The following is a 16,778-nucleotide window of genomic DNA, read 5'->3' as shown; positions in this document are numbered from 1 at the left end:
TGGGGAGGCCATCATGAAGCTGCCGCGTTCCGTCGCGGGGTGGACCATCGCGGTCTTCGGCGTACTGGCGCTGGTGATGGGCGCGGTCGGGTTGCTCTGGCCGGAGGCGCAGCTGCGCCTGCTCGGGTTCGAGGTGCCGGCGACGCGTGGCGCTGGCGACTACACCGGCACGTTCCTGCTGGCGTCCTCGATGGCGTCGTTCAACATGGGCGTCTACTACCTGCTCGCCACGGTCACCGAGTGGCGGGCGTTCTACCGGTTCACCGTGGTCTTCCGACTGGTCACCTTCACCGTGTTCAGCATCGCCGTGCTGGCCGACATCGCCCCGGACCGGTTCTTCGGCGTGGCTGCCTGGGAGGGGTTGGGCGCGGTGGCCACCGCGGTCGGATTGCGGATGGACGCTCGCCGCGGCACGCCGGCCGCCGCCGACACCGCTGCCGCGTCTCCCGCCTCCGCTGCGCCCGCCGCCTCCACGTCGGCCGATGTCGACGTGCCGGGAGGCGCCGGAGAGGCGCCCGGCGCGGCCGGTGCCGCTCCGGCGGACGCGGCGCGCTGAGCCGCCGGCCGGGTTGGGTATTTTCGAGCGGTGACCGACACCCCGACCGGTGGCTTGCCGGTGCCGATCGTGCCCGGTCTGACTGATTTGCGGGTCTTTGCCCGAGGTGGCTACGCCACTGTCTACCAGGCCACCCAGATCTCGGTCGGCCGAGAGGTCGCCGTCAAGGTCGAGAACCGCACGCTGGACAGCGAGCGCGACCAGGCCCGTTTCCTGCGCGAGGCGCGGGCTGCCGGCCGGATGTCGTCGCACCCGCACGTGGTGGACCTCTTCGACGTCGGCGTCACCGTCGACCAGCACCCATACCTGATCATGGAACTCTGTGACGGGTCGTACGCCGAGCGGATGCGCAGCTCGCCGCTCGGCCCGGTGGAGGCCCGCGATCTCGGCATCAAGATCGCGGATGCGTTGGCGCACTCGCACGGGGCCGGGGTGCTGCACCGGGACGTGAAGCCCGCGAACATCCTCTACTCGCACTTCAACTCGGCGGTGCTGGCCGACTTCGGGCTGGCCGTGCTGGCCGAGGCGCGGGACGCCTCGGTCACCCTGGAGGTGCTCACCCCGGCGTACGCGCCGCCGGAGATGTTCAGCCACAGCCCGCCGTCGCCGGCCGTCGACGTGTACGCGCTCTGCGCCACCCTCTACGCGGTGATGCACGGCCGGCCGCCCCGCTGGCAGTCCGAGCGCAATCCCAGCCTGGTGACCGTGCTGGAGATGTTCAACCAGCCGCTTCCCGGCCTCCCGGGCGTACCGGACGAGCTCATCGACGTGCTGCGTCTCGGCATGGCCAACGATCCGGCTGAGCGACCGTCCGCCCTCGAACTGCACGACCTGCTCGCCAACCTGCCGTTCGGCTCGCCGGCCGCCCCGGTGAGCGGCGTCCCGATCAGCGGCTCCCCGATCAGCGGTGCCCCGGTCAGCGGCTCCCCGGTCAGTGGTGGTCCGAGCCGGTCCGGCCTGTACGGCACCGGTCAGCCAGTGCCGCGCCCCCCGGTCGAGGACTCCCGCCCCAGCGTTCCCGGCGGCCGGCGCTGGCGGCGGCGCTGGTTCCTCGGTGGCGCCGGAGTGCTGGCGCTCGCCGCCTCGGGCACCACCGGGGCCTGGCTGGCGAGCAGTGGCTCGCCGCCCGACCCGTCACCGTCGGTGACCCAGGTCGCGGCACCGGCGACCGGGCCGCTGCCCGGCTGCGCGTCCGGCGCCGGGGCACCGACCGCGCTGCCCAGCGGTGCCCGTTGCCTGCCCGAGCTGGAGTGCTTCGGCCCGGTGCGCATCCGCGGCGCCCGCGCCGAGGCGGCCCGGGTCTCCTGCGACGGCCGGCACACCTGGGAGACGTATGCCGAGGGCATCCTGCCGGTGCCGCTCGTCGGCGCGGCCTACGACGACGTGATCGCCGCCGACCCGGTACGACAGGTGTGCAGCGCCACGACGTTCCGACTGACCACGAAGATCGCCGAGCCGGTCGGCTGGCACCTGGAGGTGTTGCCGCCGGTGGACGGCAACGTGGACCGGGTCTACCGGTGCCTGGCGGGGCGGGGCGTCGACGCGCTCACCGCGCCCACGCTCACCGGTCGCTGAACCCGCCGCGCGCCCGTCCCCGGTCCCGCACCGCACGCAACGCGTCCCGGCTGTCCAGGGCGTCGAGGGTGTCCGCGTCGATCCCGTACGGCATCAACTCCGGCGGCGCGGTGGCGTGCGGTTGGTCCGCCGGCTGTGGTTCGGCGCGCTGACGGGCGGCGGACACGGCGACCGCGGTGACCATGGCCAGCAGCACGCACAGCAGCGCGAGAACCACACCGACGAGATCCTGCCGGCGCAGGACGACCAGCAGGATCAGCAGCGCGAGGGCTCCCGGCGCCGCGACCGCCGCCACCATCCGCGCATCGATCCTGGACAGTCGATTCACCCCTCCAGCATGTCGCTACCTGGGTCGCTGTCAACTTCAGAGGCGATCCGCCGCGCCGATCGGCGTTGATCGAACGGACCAGCCGACCCGACCGGTCGGCGTGCACACGCAGTGGACCCAGCTCGCTACTCTCGGTGTTCCGCAGACTGCTCCGTCAGCGAGGTCGCCCATGAACGTACGCAGTTCCCAGTCCCGGCTCCGCTCGGTCGCGTCGACGCTGGCGGTCGCCCTGACCCTCACCCTCTCCGCCGCCGCCGGCTGCGACAGCCGGAAGGAGCCGGACCTGCCGTCGGTGCAGGAGAAGTTGCGTGAGTCGCACATCTACGGGCAGTCGAAGCTGCGCATCGGCGTCGCCACCAACGAGCCGTTGATGGGCGACCTCCGCAACGGCGAGCACGTCGGCTTCGACGTCGAGATCGGTAGGTACATCGCCGCTTCCCTCGGTTACGAGGGCGACCAGCAGTTGGAGTTCGTGTCGGCGGCCACCGAGGATCGGATCCCGTACCTGCAGGGCGGCACTGTCGACCTGGTGGTGTCCAGCTTCTCGATGACCGAGGAGCGCAAGAAGCTGGTCAGCTTCGCCGGCCCGTACTTCGTCACCACCCAGGAGGTGCTGGTGCCGGTCCGGCTGAAGGACAAGATCCGCACCATCGAGGACCTGCGCGACCCGGCCTACAAGATCTGCACCACCGGCGGCTCCACCACCGAGGCCGAGCTGGAGAAGCGCCAGGTCAAGGCGCTGGTGGTGAAGGACGTCTGGGACTGCGTGACAGGCATCCGCGCCGGCCGGTACGACGTGGTCAGCTCGGACGAGACGATCCTCGCGGGCTTCTTGGCCACGTACCCCAAGGAGTTCGAGATCGTCGACCTGCCCTTCGGCACGAGCGAGCTGTTGGGCATCGGCGTGCCGATCGGCGATCCGGCGCTGCGCGACCTGGTCGCCTTCTTCCTGCAAAAGAGCTACCAGCAGGGCCGCAACGGGCAGGCCAGCCCGTGGCTGACCGCGTACAACCGGACCCTGGGCCCGTGGCTGCGCGTCGAGAAGACTCAGCCACAGCCACTTGAGGTACCGAAGCTTGTCGACTTCGACGACAAGGCGCCCCGGCGGTGAGCACGGTACCGACCGCCACCGGTGACGCGAGCGCCGGCGGCCCGGTGCCGCCCCGGGCGTCCGTGCCGACCGACCACGTGGAGGTGGACGCCGGCGGGTGGCCGACCGGGGTGCCGCGGGCCGAACCCGCCGTGCCGGTCGCCGACGTCCAGCAGGTGCCGGTGCGGTGGGACCCGGCGGAGCGGCGGGCGCGGGCCAGCCAGTCGTTCTGGACGGCCGTCGTGGGCGTACCGGCGATCTTCTCGGTGCTCCGGCTCGGCGTGGAGGCGGGTGGGGAACTCCAGACCACGCTGCTGCTGGTCGCCAACGTCGGTCCGGTCAACCTGCTCGCCGGGTTCCTGACCACCGCGGCCCGGCTGCTCTCCACCGGGCTGGTCGCCGTCTTCGCGCTCGGCGCGGTGCTGGCCGTGAGCGTGGAACAACTGCCGCCCGGCACCCGTCGCCGCCCGCTCTTCGCGCGCTGGGCGGACCTCACCCCCGCCTGGGTGGTGCTGGCGAGCTTCCTGCTCGCCCTGCTCACCTGGCCGCTGCTCTACCTGCCGCTGCTGCTGCCGGCGTTCGCCGCCGCGTTCCAGCTCCGTCCGGACCGGCTGCACGATTGGGTCGTACCTCGGTTGTCCGCGATCGTCGCGCTGTTCGCCGGGTACGGCTGGCTGCTGCTGCCGACGCTGCGCGACGCCCGTGCGCAGGGCGAGCTGCTGGTGCTGGCACTGCTCGTGGTGCCGCCGGTGTTGGCGCTCTTCATCGCCGGGCCGCTACCCGGCGTGGTGATCCGACCGCTGGCGTCGCTGACCGAGGTGGCGGTGCTGGCCATGCTGGTCTGGGCCGCGCTGCCGGTGATCAGCACACCGGTGCTCCCGCTCACCGTGACCACTGTGGGCGCCGAGAACGGCCCGACCGAGGACGTACGGGGGCACGTGGTGACCACCGACGACGTCAGCATGGTGATCCTGCAGGAACGGGGTGGAGTCCGGTACGTGCCGGTCGACCTCGTCCGCGCGCAGGTGCTCTGCCCGAGCGAGGAGGAGCTGCCCCGGCACCGGCTGCGGATCCACGACTTCCACATCGAGGATTCGCTGCTGGAGGGGATGGGCCGCCGGGTCCGCCCGGTGCACCGCATCGACGCGGCCTGCCGGGCCCCCGGCTGAGGTCAGTAGGACTTGTCCTGGCCGAGGACGTGCTGGGCGACGAAGTTCAGGATCATCTCCCGGCTGACCGGGGCGATCCGGCCGGCCCGGACCGCGCCGAGCAGGGTGGCCACCCCATACTCGGTGGTCATGCCCGCCCCGCCGAGGGCCTGCACCGCGGTGTCCACGGCGAGCGCGGCGGCCTCCCCGGCCGCGTACTTGGCCATGTTGCCGGCCACCCCGGCCTCCAGGTCACGGCCGGAGTCGTACAGGGTGGCGGCCTTCTGGATCATCAGCCGGGCCAGCTCCACCTGCACCGCCGCGTGGGCGAGCGGATGCGACACCCCCTGGTGCGAGCCGATGCTCCGGCCACCCCACACCTTGCGGGTGGCGGTGTACTCGCTGGCCCGCTCGATGGCGTACCGGCCGGTGCCGGCGCCCATCGCGGCGACCGTGATCCGCTCGGGGTTGAGCCCGGCGAAGAGCGCCGGCAGGCCGGCGTCCAGGGACTCGCCGACCAGCGCGTCGGCGGGCACTCGCACGTCGTCGAGGTAGAGCAGGAACTGGTTCTCCGGAGAGACGATCTCCATGTCCAGCTTGGACCGGGTCAGCCCGGCCGCGTCCGTCGGCACCAGGAACAGCGCCGGCTTCAACTTGCCGGTGGACGCATCTTCGGTCCGGGCCACCACCAGGACGTGCCCGGCCTCGTCGACCCCGGAGATGTAGCACTTGCGGCCGTTGAGCAGCCAGTCGTCGCCGTCGCGGCGGGCCACCGTGCCGAGTCGGTGGAAGTTGGAACCGGCCTCCGGCTCGGTGATCGCGAAGACGATCTTCTGGGAGCCGTCCGCGAGGCCGGGCAGGTGCCGCTTGCGCTGCTCCTCGGTGCCGTGCCGGTTGATGACGGTCGCCGCGATGGCGGGGGAGACCACCAGCAGCAGCAGCGGGCACCCCGCCGCCGCCAACTCCTCGCACACGATGGCCAGCTCGGTGATGCCGCCACCCCCGCCGCCGTACTCGGTGGGGATGTTGACCCCCAGATAGCCGAGCCGTCCGGCCTCGGCCCACAACTCGGTCGTGTGCTCGCCGGCCTTCGCCTTCTCGACGAAGTAGCCGTGGCCGTACCGGCGTCCCAGCGCCCGCACGGCGTCGCGCAGTTGGTCCTGCTCGGGGGTGAGGTCGAAGGTCATCGGGGGTCCTCCTCGGGGTTCGACGGCTCCAGGTCGCCGCTTGCGGGGGAGCCGTCGATGACGGCCAGGACGGCGCCGGTGCGGACCTGACCGCCGGCCGGCACCGGCAGTTCGGTGACCACCCCGTCGGTCGGGGCCAGCACGGGGTGTTCCAGCTTCATCGCTTCCAGCGTGAGCAGTGGATCGCCGGCCGTGACCCGCTGGCCGACCTGGACGTGCACCCGGGTCACCGCGCCGGGCAGCGGCGCCAGCAGCGACCCGGCCGCCACCGCCGCCGTGGGCAGCGGGAGGCGTGGCAGCTCGACGAGGCTCGCCGCCCCGTCCGGGCCGTCCACGAAGACCTCCGACCCCACCCGGTGTACGCGGTACGCCTGCCGAACCCCGTCGACGTCGAGCACCACCCGGTCTCCGGTGGCCTCGACCAGCGCCACGGTCGGCGTGTTCGCCGATTCGGAGGCGTCGCTGACCTTCGGCCGCTCGGCGGAGTCGTCGGCTGGCAACGTGCTGGACCAGTCGGCGAGCGCGCCGGTCCGGTCCAGGCGGTAGCGGATCTCGATCTCGTCGCCGTCCGACCCGACGAAGAGGGTGGTCTGGGGGACCGCGGGCACGTTGCGCCAGCCGGAGGGGAGTCCGGCGAGGACGGGGGCGTCCGTCCGACGCTGCGCGGCGCCGGCCAGCGCCGCCGCGAGCGCGGCGATCGGGAGTCGGCCGGCGGGGAGCAGCGGCGCGAAGACCTCCGGGTGCCGGTCCAGGAATCCGGTGTCGATCTCGCCGGCCGCGAACTCCGGGCTGCGCAGCACCCTAACCAGCAGATCGCGGTTGGTCGCCACCCCGTGCAGCTCGGCCCGCGCCAGCCCGCCCGCCAGCGCGCGGGCCGCCTCCGACCTGGTCGGCGCCACCGCGATCAGCTTGGCGAGCAGCGAGTCGTAGTGCACACCCACCATCGAGCCCGCCACCACGCCGGAGTCGAGCCGCAGGCCCGCCCGCTGGAGCCAGCCGAACTCGCGGTCCACGCCGGGCACGTCGAAGCGGTGCAGGGTGCCGGTGGCGGGCCGCCAGCCCTGCGCCGGCTCCTCGGCGCAGAGCCGTACCTCGATCGCGTAGCCGCGCGTGGCGGGGTAGTGGTGGTGCTCGGGCAGCGGGGCGCCCTCGGCCACCAACAACTGCATCCGAACCAGGTCCAGCCCGACCGGGGTGATCAACTCGGTGACCGGGTGCTCCACCTGCAGCCGGGTGTTCATTTCGAGAAAGAAGAATTCGCCGGTCGGCGCCAGCAGGAACTCGACAGTGCCGGCCCCCACGTAGTCGACAGCCCGTCCGGCAGCCACTGCAGTCTCGTGCAGCCGCTCCCGCAGCCCTGGCGGGAGATCCCCGGGCGCCTCCTCGATGATCTTCTGGTGCCGGCGCTGGATCGAGCACTCCCGGACACCGAGGGCGGCCACCGTCCCGTGGGTGTCGCCGAAGATCTGCACCTCGACGTGCCGGCCGCGCTCGACGTACCGCTCGATGAAGACCGTGCCGTCGCCGAACGCGGCAGCCGCCTCGCGGCGCGCGGAGGCCACGGCCTCGGTCAGGTCATCGGCGTCCCGGACGATCCGCATGCCCCGCCCGCCACCACCCGCGGACGCCTTCACCAGCACCGGGAAGCCCGTGACCTCGTCGGCGTCGGTCCAGCTCGGCAGCATCGGCACACCCGCGTCGGCGAGCAGCGCCTTCGCCGCCAGCTTGTCGCCCATCGCGGCGATCACCTTGGCCGGCGGCCCGACCCAGGTCAGCCCGGCGTCGGTCACCGCCGCCGCGAACTCGGCGTTCTCGGCGAGGAAGCCGTAGCCGGGGTGGACGGCGTCCGCGCCGCTGCGCCGGGCCGCGTCCAGGATCAGGTCCACCCGCAGGTACGTCTCGGCCGGCGTGTTCCCGGGCAGCCGCACCGCCTGGTCGGCCTCGGCGACGAACGGCGCGTCGGCGTCCGCGTCGGAGTGCACGGCGACGGTCTGCACGCCCATCGCGCGGCAGGTGGCGAAGACCCGGCGGGCGATCTCGCCCCGGTTGGCCACGAGCAGTCTGTTGATCATGAGTGGCCTCTCTACATCCGGAAGACGCCGAACCCGTCGGCGCCCTTCACCGGTCCGTTGTGGATCGCCGAGAGGCAGAGCCCCAACACGGTCCGAGTGTCCCGGGGGTCGATCACCCCGTCGTCGTAGAGCCGGCCGGAGAGGAAGAGCGCGCCGGACTGCGACTCGATCTGCTGCTCCACCATCATCCGCATCGCCGCGTCGGACTCCTCGTCGTAGTCCCGCCCCCGGGCGGCGGCGGCCTGCCGGGCCACGATGGACAGCACCCCGGCGAGCTGCGCCGGGCCCATCACCGCCGACTTGGCGTTCGGCCAGGTGAACAGGAACCTCGGCTCGTACGCACGCCCGCACATGCCGTAGTTGCCGGCCCCGTACGAGGCGCCCAGGTTCACCGTCAGGTGCGGCACCGTCGAGTTCGACACCGCGTTGATCATCAATGCGCCGTGCTTGATGATGCCGCGCTGCTCGTACTCGGTGCCGACCATGTAGCCGGTGGTGTTCTGCAGGAAGATCAGCGGGGTGTCCGAGGCGTTCGCGAGCTGGATGAACTGGGCCGCCTTCTGTGCCTCCGCGCTGAACAGCACCCCTCGGGCGTTCGCCAGGACCCCCACCGGGTATCCGTGCAGCTCGCCCCAGCCGGTGACCAGCGCGTCCCCGTACGCCGGCTTGAACTCGTCGAAGTCGCTGCCGTCCAGGATCCGGGCCAGCACCTCGCGCGGGTCGAACGGCACCTTCAGATCGGAGCTGACGATGCCGAGCAGCTCCTCCGCGTCGTACTTCGGCGGCTGCGGCACGGCCGTGCGCGGCGACGGGCCCTGCTTGCGCCAGTTGAGCCGGCGGACGCACTGCCGGGCCAGCCGGATGCCGTCGCGCTCGTCCTCGGCCAGGTAGTCGGCGAGCCCGGACGTGCCGGCGTGCATCGCCGCCCCGCCCAGCGACTCGTCGTCGGTGACCTCGCCGGTCGCCATCTTCACCAGCGGCGGCCCGGCCAGGTAGACCTGCGACCGGTCCCGAATCATGATCACGTGATCTGACATCCCCGGCACGTACGCGCCACCGGCCGTGGCGTTGCCGAAGACCACGCTGACCGTCGGGATGCCCGCGGCCGAGAGCCGCGTCAGGTCTCGGAACACCCGACCGCCCGGGATGAAGATCTCCGCCTGGGTGGGCAGGTCCGCCCCGGCCGACTCGACCAGGTTGACCATCGGCAGCCGGTTGGCCAGGGCGATCTCACCGGCACGCCGGGTCTTCGCGAGCGACCACGGGTTGACCGCGCCGCCGCGTACCGTCGGGTCGTTGGCGACGATCAGGCACTCCACGCCCTCGACAACGCCGATGCCGGTGACCACGCTGGCCCCGACGGGGAAGTCCGTGCCGTACGCGGCGACCGGCGACAGCTCCAGAAACGGGCTGTCGGCGTCCACCAGCAGCTCGATCCGCTCCCGGGGGAGCAGCTTGCCGCGCTTGTGGTGCCGGGACACGTACTTCTCGCCGCCGCCCGCCCGGGCCTGGTCCAGCGCGACGTCCAGCTCGGCCAGCCGCTCCAGCAATGCCGCCCGGTTCGCCACGTACCCCGGTGCGGCCGGGTCGATCGCGCTGTCCAGGATCGTCATAGGCCCATGCCCTTCGCGATGATCTCGTTCATGATCTCGGTGGTGCCGCCGCCGATGCCGAGGATCCGGGCGTCGCGGTAGTGCCGCTCCACCTCGGCGTCACGCAGGTAGCCGAAGCCACCGTGCAGTTGCAACGCCTGGTCGACGACCTGGTCGCAGGCGGCCACCGCGACGTTCTTGGCCATCGCCACCTCGGTCACCACCGGCTCGCCCGCCGCCACCCGGATGGCCACCTCGTGCACGTACGACCGGGCCGCCTCGGCGCGGGTGTGCATCTCGGCCAGCCGGTGCCGGACCAGCTGTCGGCTGGCCAGCGGACGCCCGAAGGTCTCCCGGTCTCGGCACCAGCGCACCGCCAACTCGACGCAGCGCTGCGCGGTCGCGTACGCCTGCGTCGCCAGCGACAGTCGCTCGGCGGCGAAGTGCTGCATGATCGCCAGGAAGCCGGTGTTCTCCGCGCCGATCCTGTTGGCCACCGGCACCCGCACGTCGACGAAGGACAGCTCCGCCGTGTCCGAGCAGTGCCAGCCCAGCTTCTCCAGTCGGCGGCCCACCGTGAAGCCGGGCGACCCCTTGTCGATGACGAGCAGGGTCAGTTCACCGCTGCCGGGGAAATCGGTGCACACCGCGGTGGTCACGAAGTCGGCCCGGTGCCCGCTGGTGATGTACGTCTTCGACCCGTTCACCACGTAGTGGTCGCCGTCGCGGCGGGCGGTGGTGCGGATGCCGGCCACGTCGGAGCCGCCGTCCGGCTCGGTGATCGCCAGCGCGCCGATCATCGTGCCGGCCAGGGTGGGCCGGACGTACCGCTCGATGAGGCCGTCGTCGGCGGACGGCAGGGTGCCGCCGAGCCGGCCGCCCAGCGACCCGCCGGTGCGGGCGCCGGCCGCGGCGACCATGTGCGGCAACGCGATGCCGTGCGTGAACAGGGCCGCGACCAGGCCGGACGAGCCACCCGAGCGGATCAGCTCCTCCGTCACGATGATCGAGTCGAGCAGGTCGCCGCCGCTGCCGCCCACCGACTCGGGAAAACCGATGCCGAGCAGGCCGAGCTTCGCGGCGGTCGCGTGCAGGGCCCGGGGGACCTCGCCGGCCCGCTCCCAATCGTCCAGGTGCGGCAGCACCTCCCGGGTCACGAAGGCCCGGGTCAACTCGCGCAGCTGCCGCCGTTCGGGGGTGTCCACGATGCTCATCGCGTCACCCCCGTCGGCAGGTCGACGATCCGGGCGCGCAGCAGCTCACCGAGCGCCTTGGCCTGCGGATCGAACCGGGTGGACGCGGCGACCCCGGCCCCGAGCAGGCCCTCGATCACGAAATTGACCGCGCGCAGGTTCGGCAGCTCGTAGCGCCGCACCGACAGCGACGCCGTCTCCGGCAGCAGCTCGGCCAGCCGCTCGACGGTCAACCAGGTGCGCAGCCACGCGTACCCGGCGTCGGTTCGGGCCCAGACACCGAGGTTGGCGTCGCCGCCCTTGTCGCCCGAGCGCGCGCCGACCAGCTCGCCGAGCGCCCCGCGCCGGGTCGGGCCGTCGACCGCCGCGTCACCGCCCGGTACGGTCTCGTCGTCCGCGGTGGGGGCGGTGTGGATCGGTGGGGCGATCGACACCCGCTCACCGCCGGGCAGGACCGCGACGTGCGCGACCTCGTCCTGCGGCACGGTGTCGGCGGTGAAGACGCCGTACGGTGTCGCGTCGCCCGGGAGGGTGGTCAGCGTGCAGCCCGGGTAGGAGGCCAGCGCCAGCTCCACCGCGGCGGCCGAGAAGGCCCGCCCGGCCCGCGCCCGGTCGCCGTCGCGCAGGTGTACGTGCAGCAGGGCGCTGGCCACCTCGGTGTCGGCGACGTCCGGGTGGTCGGTCCGGGCCAGCGTGAACTTCAGCCCGTCCTTGCCCACCGCCTCCTCGATCTGCCCTCGCACCAGGGCCGCCTTCGCCTCGATGTCCAGCCCACAGAGGACGAACGTCATCGAGTTCCGGAAGCCGCCGAGGTTGTTGACGCCCACCTTGAGCGTTGCCGGCGGCGGGGTGCCTCGCACGCCGGAGACCCGGACCCGGTCCGGCCCGTCGGGGCGCAACGTCACGGAGTCCAGCCGGGTGACCACGTCCGGCCCCAGGTACGCCGGTCCGCCGATCTCGTAGAGCAGCTGGGCGGTGACGGTCTCCACGGTGACCCCGCCGCCGGTGCCCGGATGCTTGGTGACCACCGAGGAGCCGTCCGCGTGCACCTCGGCGATCGGGAAGCCGGGGCGGTGCCCGCCGTCGGGCAGTTCGGTGAAGAAGCTGAAGTTGCCCCCGGTGACCTGCGCGCCGCACTCCAGGAGGTGCCCGGCGACGGTCGCCCCGGCCAGCTCGTCGAGGTCGCCGCGGCCCCACCCGTACCGGGCGATGGCCGGGCCGACCACCAATGACGCGTCGGTGACCCGGCCGGTGACCACCACGTCGGCACCGGCGTCGAGGCAGGCGGCGATCCCGAACGCGCCCAGGTAGGCGTTCGCGGTGAGCGCGTCGGGCCGCTGAAGTGCGTCGCCCTCGACGTACCCGACCTTCGCCGACAGGCCCAGACGGCCGGCGAGCGCCTCGATGGCGGCGGCCAGGCCGGCCGGGTTCAACCCGCCGGCGTTGGTCACGATCCGCACCCCCCGGTCGAGGGCCGTGCCCAGGCAGGTCTCCAGTTGACGCAGGAACGTCTTCGCGTAGCCGAGGCCGGGGTCGCGCAGCCGGTCCCGACCGAGGATCAGCATGGTCAGCTCGGCCAGGTAGTCACCGGTCAGCACGTCCAGCTCGCCGCCGTCGAGCATCTCCCGCCAGGCGGTGAACCGGTCGCCGTAGAAGCCGGAGGCGTTGCCGATGCGGATCACGCCCGTACTCCGTTTTCGCTGGCCGGTGCCCGGCCGGCCCCGGACGGCCCGGCGAAGGCCTGCGCCACGTCGAGCCACTCGTCGGCGATCGGGCCGGTGGCCACCAGAGCGAGGTCCGCGCGGTGGCGGCGTTGGGTGACCAGGAGGCAGAAGTCCCGGGCCGGGCCGCTCAGCCGGTCGGCGGCGTCCGCCGGACCCCAGGTCCAGATGTCACCGCCGGGCCCGACCAACTCGACCCGGACCGGCGTCGCCGGTGCCTCCCGGCCGTGGGCGGCGAAACCGTGCCCGAGAGTACGCACACCGAGGTGCGCCACGTGCCGGAGCCGGTCGCTGTCGGGGCGGACGACACCGAGGGCGTCGGCCACGTCCTCGCCGTGTGCCCAGGTCTCCATCATTCGGGCCGTCGCCATCGAGGTGGCCGACATCCGGGTGCCGTACCAGGGCAGCTTCTCGCCGGCCGGGACGGCGGCCAGGGCGTCGGCGAGTGCCGCCCGCCCGGCGCGCCAGCGGGCGAGCAGGTCGACGGGCGGGGCGAGGAATTCATCGGCACCCGCGTCCACCAGCCGGGTCACGTCCGGAGCGCCGGTCACCGTCGCGTAGAACGCCTCGGTATCGGTGGCGGCCAGCAGCGCCACGTGGTCGGTCCAGGCGAGGTGGGCGATCTGGTGCGCGATGCTCCAGCCGGCCGCCGGGGTCGGGCGGGCCCAGTCGGCCGCCGGCAGCGGCGCGACCAACGCGTCCAGGTCGGCGGACTCGTCGGCCAGATCCGCGAGCAGGTCACTGAGGTCGACCATGGTGCCTCCGGTCGGTGCTGGGCCGGTGTGGCCGGGGTCAGGGCGTGAGGAGGGTGGCGAGCTGGCGTTTCCAGGTGACGAGCAGGGCGGCGCGGCGGGCCGAGTCGTCGCTGAGCAGGTTGGCCACCCCGAGCCCGCGCAGCAGGTCGAGGGTGGCCTGTACGGCTTCGCGGACGCCGGGACGACGCTCGTCGACACCGAGCAGGACGACGGTGAGCCGGTGCATCTCCCGGCCGACCGTCGCCTCCAACGGGACCAGAGCGTCGCGGAGCTCCGGATCGGTGCGGGCGGCCACCCACAGTTCGAGCGCGGCGACGAAGAGCGGCCCGGTGAAGGCCACCCCGAGCAGGTCGATCACCCGGTCCAGCCGCTGCGGGCCGGCCGGCAACGCCTCGGCCTCGGTGCGCAGCTCGTTGGCCCGGCGCTCGGCCAGATGGGCGACGGCGGCCGTGACCAGCGCGGCCTTCGTCGGATAGTGGTGCAGCTGTGCGCCCCGCGAGACACCGGCTCGCGCCGCCACGACGGTGGTCGTGGTGCCGGACCAGCCATGATCGATGAGGCAGTCTACTGTCGCCTCCAGCAGGCGGGCCTGGGTGGCGCGACTGCGCTCCTGCTGGGGCACACGCGTCGCGCCGACGGACGTCGAGGCAGCAGACGTCGAGGCAGCAGACGTCGATGCGGCGGACGTCGATGCGGCGGACACGGCAACAGCCTGCGGCCTCCGAAACAAACAGTCAAGACTGACTTTTTATGGCTGGACCGGCGATGTACTCAGGTCGAGCTGACCTCGACTGCCCTCTCCGGCCCCTGTAGAGCTGCCCCACGAATGGGGCAGCGACGACGCGCCATCTGCCCCTCCTGCTCCGGGGCCTCCGTAGAGCTGCCCCGCCCGTGGATTGGGCGGCGACGATGCGCCATCTGCCCCTCCACCTTCAGGGCCTCCGGAGAGCTGCCCTGCCTCGGGATTGGGCGGCGACGATACGCCATCTGCCACTCCCTGGCCCTGTAGAGCTGCCCCACGAGTGGGGGGGCGGCGACGCCTGGTCTGCCCCAGATCTGGGGCAGCTCTACAGGCAGCAGAGGGGGTCCTCCGAGCTCAGCTGATTCGCCGGCGCCGGCTGTGGGCCACCAGCCGAGGCCGCCTGCAACCGCGAGCCGTCCGCAACGTCGAGGGCATGTGCGGCGCCGGGGCACGTGCGGCGTCGGAGCGGTGTGGGTCAGCGGCCGTCGCGCGGGCCGAAGACGGCGAGGGCGTCGGCGTCGCTGTGCTGGGAGCGCAGGTACTCGTCGGCCCAGGCGGCGGCGTCGGGGAAGGTCGACTCCGTCGCCACCCGGGCGCAGGCCGCGTCTACGTCGAAGGCGGTGCGGCGCAGCTGTACGCCCGGACCGAGCAGCGCCCACCACGCGCCCGCACCTCCGTACGGCATGCCGATGCTGCCCGGGTTGACCACCAGGCGCCGGTCGACCAGCCGGGTGAACGGCATGTGGGTGTGGCCGCAGACCACCGTCGTGATCTCGGCCGGGAGGCCGGCGAACACCTCCGACCAGCGGGACATTCGGGAGTCGACGAGCACGACTTCCTCGTCGTCACGAGGGGTCGCGTGACAGAACAGTGTTGGCCCGAGGCCGTCGATCTCGAACGTCGCCGTCGCCGGCAGGGCCGCGAGTCGGGCCACCTGGTCCTCGCGGAGCTGCCCGCCGGCCCAGTTGGACACCTCGAAAGCGGCGGGCCGGCCGGCCCGTGCGTCGACCAGCTCACGTTCGCAGTTGCCGCCCACCCAGCAGACCCGGTCACCCAGGTCGGCGAGTACGTCCAGCACCTCGACCGGCTGCGGGCCGGACGCGATGTCGCCGGTCAGCACGATGAGGTCGGCGGCGGCGACGTCCGGCTCGGCCAGCACGGCCTCCAGCGCGGGGAGTACGCCGTGGATGTCGGAGAGCACCGCAACCCTGTTCACCATGGGCCCACCCTCACCGCTTCTGCCGCCCCGAGCCAGCATTTCTGCGCCGGGCAGACGAAAACGTCCCCGCCTGCCGTCGGTGACGGCAGGCGGGGACGGGAAGTACCGCTCAGACGCGGGCGCGGCGGGCGAGGCGCTCCGGGTCCAGGATGATGATGCTCTTGCCGTCCAGCCGCAGCCAGCCGCGCGAGGCGAAGTCGGCAAGCGCCTTGTTGACCGTCTCCCGGGAGGCGCCGACGAGCTGGGCGATCTCCTCCTGGGTGAGGTCGTGCGTCACGCGCAGCACGCCGCCATCGCGCGTGCCGAACCGGCCGGCCATCTGGAGCAGGTTCTTCGCGACCCGGCCCGGCACGTCCGTGAAGATCAGGTCGGCGAGCGAGTCGTTGGTCCGACGCAGCCGCCGGGCGAGCACCCGGAGCAGCTGCTCGGCGATCTCCGGACGGTTGTTGAGCCACGGCCGCAGCGCCTGCTTGCGCAGCCGCACCAGCCGGGTGTCGGTCACCGCGGTGGCGGTCGCCGTACGCGGACCCGGGTCGAAGAGCGACAGCTCACCGACCATGTCCGACGGCCCCATCACCGCGATCAGGTTCTGCCGGCCGTCCGCCGCCCGGCGGCCGACCTTGATCTTCCCGGACAGCAGGATGTAGAGACTGTCGCCGGGCTCGCCCTCATTGAAGACGATCTCGCCCTTGCGGACCTCGATCGTCTCCATCTCCTTGGCAAGTGCCTCGGCAGCTTCCGGGTCGACACCCTGGAAGATCCCGCTGCGGGCCAGTACCTCATCCATCGCGCACCTCCGCCTACGCGTGCCGTCCATCGGCCGGGTCCGCCGTCCGCTGATCCCCTCGCGCGCCGCCAAGTCTAGGCGCACGTGAGCACGAATCAGAGGTCGCCCCTGGAATCTTGATCGGTGGGCGTAACCTGCCCGACGTGCTGAGCGACCCGACTCTGACCAGCCGCGCCGAGGACGGGCGGCACATTCCGCTGCTCGTCTGGCGGGCCGACGGGCCCTTGCGAGCGGTCAGCAGCGGCCCGCTCGGCGGTGGCGTCGGCGTCCGGCACTGGGTGCTGAACGCGACAGTGCCCATGTCGTACGACCGGGACGACCCCGCCGCCCACCTGACCTCGCTCGCCGCGGACCTGGCCCTCGACGGGCCCGGGGTGGGCCTGCTGACCGGCGTCGACGTGACCGAGGTGGTCGCCCGGACCGACACCGGGGTGCGGGCCTGGGCGACGGTCGGGCTCGGCACCCCGGTGCCCGCGGCCGCGCCGGAACCGGCCGCGCTCGCCCAGCGGGTGGGCACGGTCAACATCGTGGTGTACGTGCCGGCCCGGCTCGCCGACTCGGCGCTGGTCAACGCCGTCGCCACCGCCACCGAGGCGAAGACCCAGGCGATCGTCGAGCTGGGGTTGCCCGGGACCGGCACCCCCACCGACGCGGTCACCGTGCTCTGTCCGGTGGACGGGCCGGAGGTCGCCTACGGCGGACCGCGCTCCACCTGGGGCGCCCCGCTGGCCCGAGCCGTGCACGCCGCAGTGCGCGCGGGCGGCGACCGGCAGGTCGTTCCCTGGTCGGACCGGCTGGCCGGCTGAACTTCCG

Annotated in this window: 14 protein-coding genes and 1 pseudogene; 5 read left to right on the top strand and 10 right to left on the bottom strand. The window is 72.8% G+C overall.

The genetic code is table 11. The features are described from left to right. Positions 1–13: 13 nt before the first annotated feature. Positions 14–466, top strand: a pseudogene (locus ACGGAQ_RS23720) (hypothetical protein); the annotation flags it as partial. A gap of 120 nt (positions 467–586) precedes the next feature. After that, positions 587–2,131, top strand: coding sequence for a serine/threonine-protein kinase (locus tag ACGGAQ_RS23715; protein ID WP_393052537.1), 1,545 nt, complete (start codon positions 587–589; stop codon positions 2,129–2,131). Here ACGGAQ_RS23715 and ACGGAQ_RS23710 read toward each other — a convergent pair. Beyond that, complete coding sequence (locus tag ACGGAQ_RS23710) at positions 2,118–2,459, bottom strand: hypothetical protein (RefSeq protein ID WP_393052535.1); 342 nt, start codon at positions 2,457–2,459, stop codon at positions 2,118–2,120. The two genes, ACGGAQ_RS23715 and ACGGAQ_RS23710, sit on opposite strands and share 14 nt — an antisense overlap. A gap of 169 nt (positions 2,460–2,628) precedes the next feature. Between ACGGAQ_RS23710 and ACGGAQ_RS23705 the strand changes: the two genes are divergently transcribed. Together ACGGAQ_RS23705 and ACGGAQ_RS23700 are read left to right on the top strand one after the other, a co-directional pair. Further along, positions 2,629–3,570: a transporter substrate-binding domain-containing protein gene (locus ACGGAQ_RS23705; protein WP_393052533.1), complete on the top strand. Its 942-nt coding sequence runs from the start codon at positions 2,629–2,631 to the stop codon at positions 3,568–3,570. Then, positions 3,567–4,718, top strand: coding sequence for a hypothetical protein (locus tag ACGGAQ_RS23700; RefSeq protein ID WP_393052532.1), 1,152 nt, complete (start codon positions 3,567–3,569; stop codon positions 4,716–4,718). The genes ACGGAQ_RS23705 and ACGGAQ_RS23700 overlap by 4 nt, the downstream gene beginning before the upstream one ends. 2 nt (positions 4,719–4,720) lie before the next feature. Here the strand turns inward: ACGGAQ_RS23700 and ACGGAQ_RS23695 are convergent, their stop codons facing one another. The 9 genes from ACGGAQ_RS23695 to ACGGAQ_RS23655 form a co-directional block, all read right to left on the bottom strand. Next, positions 4,721–5,884, bottom strand: a complete 1,164-nt coding sequence (locus ACGGAQ_RS23695; protein WP_393052530.1) for an acyl-CoA dehydrogenase family protein — start codon at positions 5,882–5,884, stop codon at positions 4,721–4,723. After that, on the bottom strand, positions 5,881–7,956 hold the full coding sequence (locus tag ACGGAQ_RS23690; protein ID WP_393052529.1) for a biotin carboxylase N-terminal domain-containing protein: 2,076 nt from the start codon (positions 7,954–7,956) through the stop codon (positions 5,881–5,883). Before ACGGAQ_RS23690 ends, ACGGAQ_RS23695 begins: the two co-directional genes overlap by 4 nt. Before the next feature lie 11 nt (positions 7,957–7,967). Next, positions 7,968–9,569 carry an acyl-CoA carboxylase subunit beta gene (locus tag ACGGAQ_RS23685; protein ID WP_393052527.1) on the bottom strand — a complete coding sequence of 534 codons (1,602 nt, stop codon included), beginning with the start codon at positions 9,567–9,569 and terminating at the stop codon, positions 7,968–7,970. Then, complete coding sequence (locus ACGGAQ_RS23680) at positions 9,566–10,762, bottom strand: acyl-CoA dehydrogenase family protein (RefSeq protein ID WP_393052525.1); 1,197 nt, start codon at positions 10,760–10,762, stop codon at positions 9,566–9,568. Before ACGGAQ_RS23680 ends, ACGGAQ_RS23685 begins: the two co-directional genes overlap by 4 nt. Then, positions 10,759–12,423: an acyclic terpene utilization AtuA family protein gene (locus ACGGAQ_RS23675; protein WP_393052523.1), complete on the bottom strand. Its 1,665-nt coding sequence runs from the start codon at positions 12,421–12,423 to the stop codon at positions 10,759–10,761. The genes ACGGAQ_RS23680 and ACGGAQ_RS23675 overlap by 4 nt, the downstream gene beginning before the upstream one ends. After that, on the bottom strand, positions 12,420–13,217 hold the full coding sequence (locus ACGGAQ_RS23670; protein WP_393052521.1) for a TIGR03084 family metal-binding protein: 798 nt from the start codon (positions 13,215–13,217) through the stop codon (positions 12,420–12,422). Before ACGGAQ_RS23670 ends, ACGGAQ_RS23675 begins: the two co-directional genes overlap by 4 nt. 37 nt (positions 13,218–13,254) lie before the next feature. Continuing rightward, entirely contained in the window at positions 13,255–13,839 is a 585-nt protein-coding gene (locus tag ACGGAQ_RS23665) for a TetR/AcrR family transcriptional regulator (protein ID WP_393052696.1), read from the bottom strand. Between the two features lie 595 nt (positions 13,840–14,434). Next, positions 14,435–15,178 (bottom strand): metallophosphoesterase family protein, encoded by a 744-nt coding sequence (locus ACGGAQ_RS23660; protein ID WP_393052519.1) that lies wholly within the window; start codon positions 15,176–15,178, stop codon positions 14,435–14,437. Positions 15,179–15,287: 109 nt separating this feature from the next. Continuing rightward, positions 15,288–15,965 (bottom strand): Crp/Fnr family transcriptional regulator, encoded by a 678-nt coding sequence (locus ACGGAQ_RS23655; RefSeq protein WP_007466162.1) that lies wholly within the window; start codon positions 15,963–15,965, stop codon positions 15,288–15,290. A gap of 143 nt (positions 15,966–16,108) precedes the next feature. Between ACGGAQ_RS23655 and ACGGAQ_RS23650 the strand changes: the two genes are divergently transcribed. After that, the gene (locus ACGGAQ_RS23650) at positions 16,109–16,771 is read left to right on the top strand and encodes an adenosylcobinamide amidohydrolase (RefSeq protein ID WP_393052517.1); all 663 of its coding nucleotides are present in this window, start codon (positions 16,109–16,111) and stop codon (positions 16,769–16,771) included. The last annotated feature ends 7 nt before the right edge of the window (positions 16,772–16,778 follow it).

Source organism: Micromonospora sp. NPDC047557 (assembly GCF_043205095.1).
Taxonomy (GTDB): Bacteria; Actinomycetota; Actinomycetes; order Mycobacteriales; family Micromonosporaceae; genus Micromonospora.
This window is presented reverse-complemented; position numbering and strand designations above follow the sequence as displayed.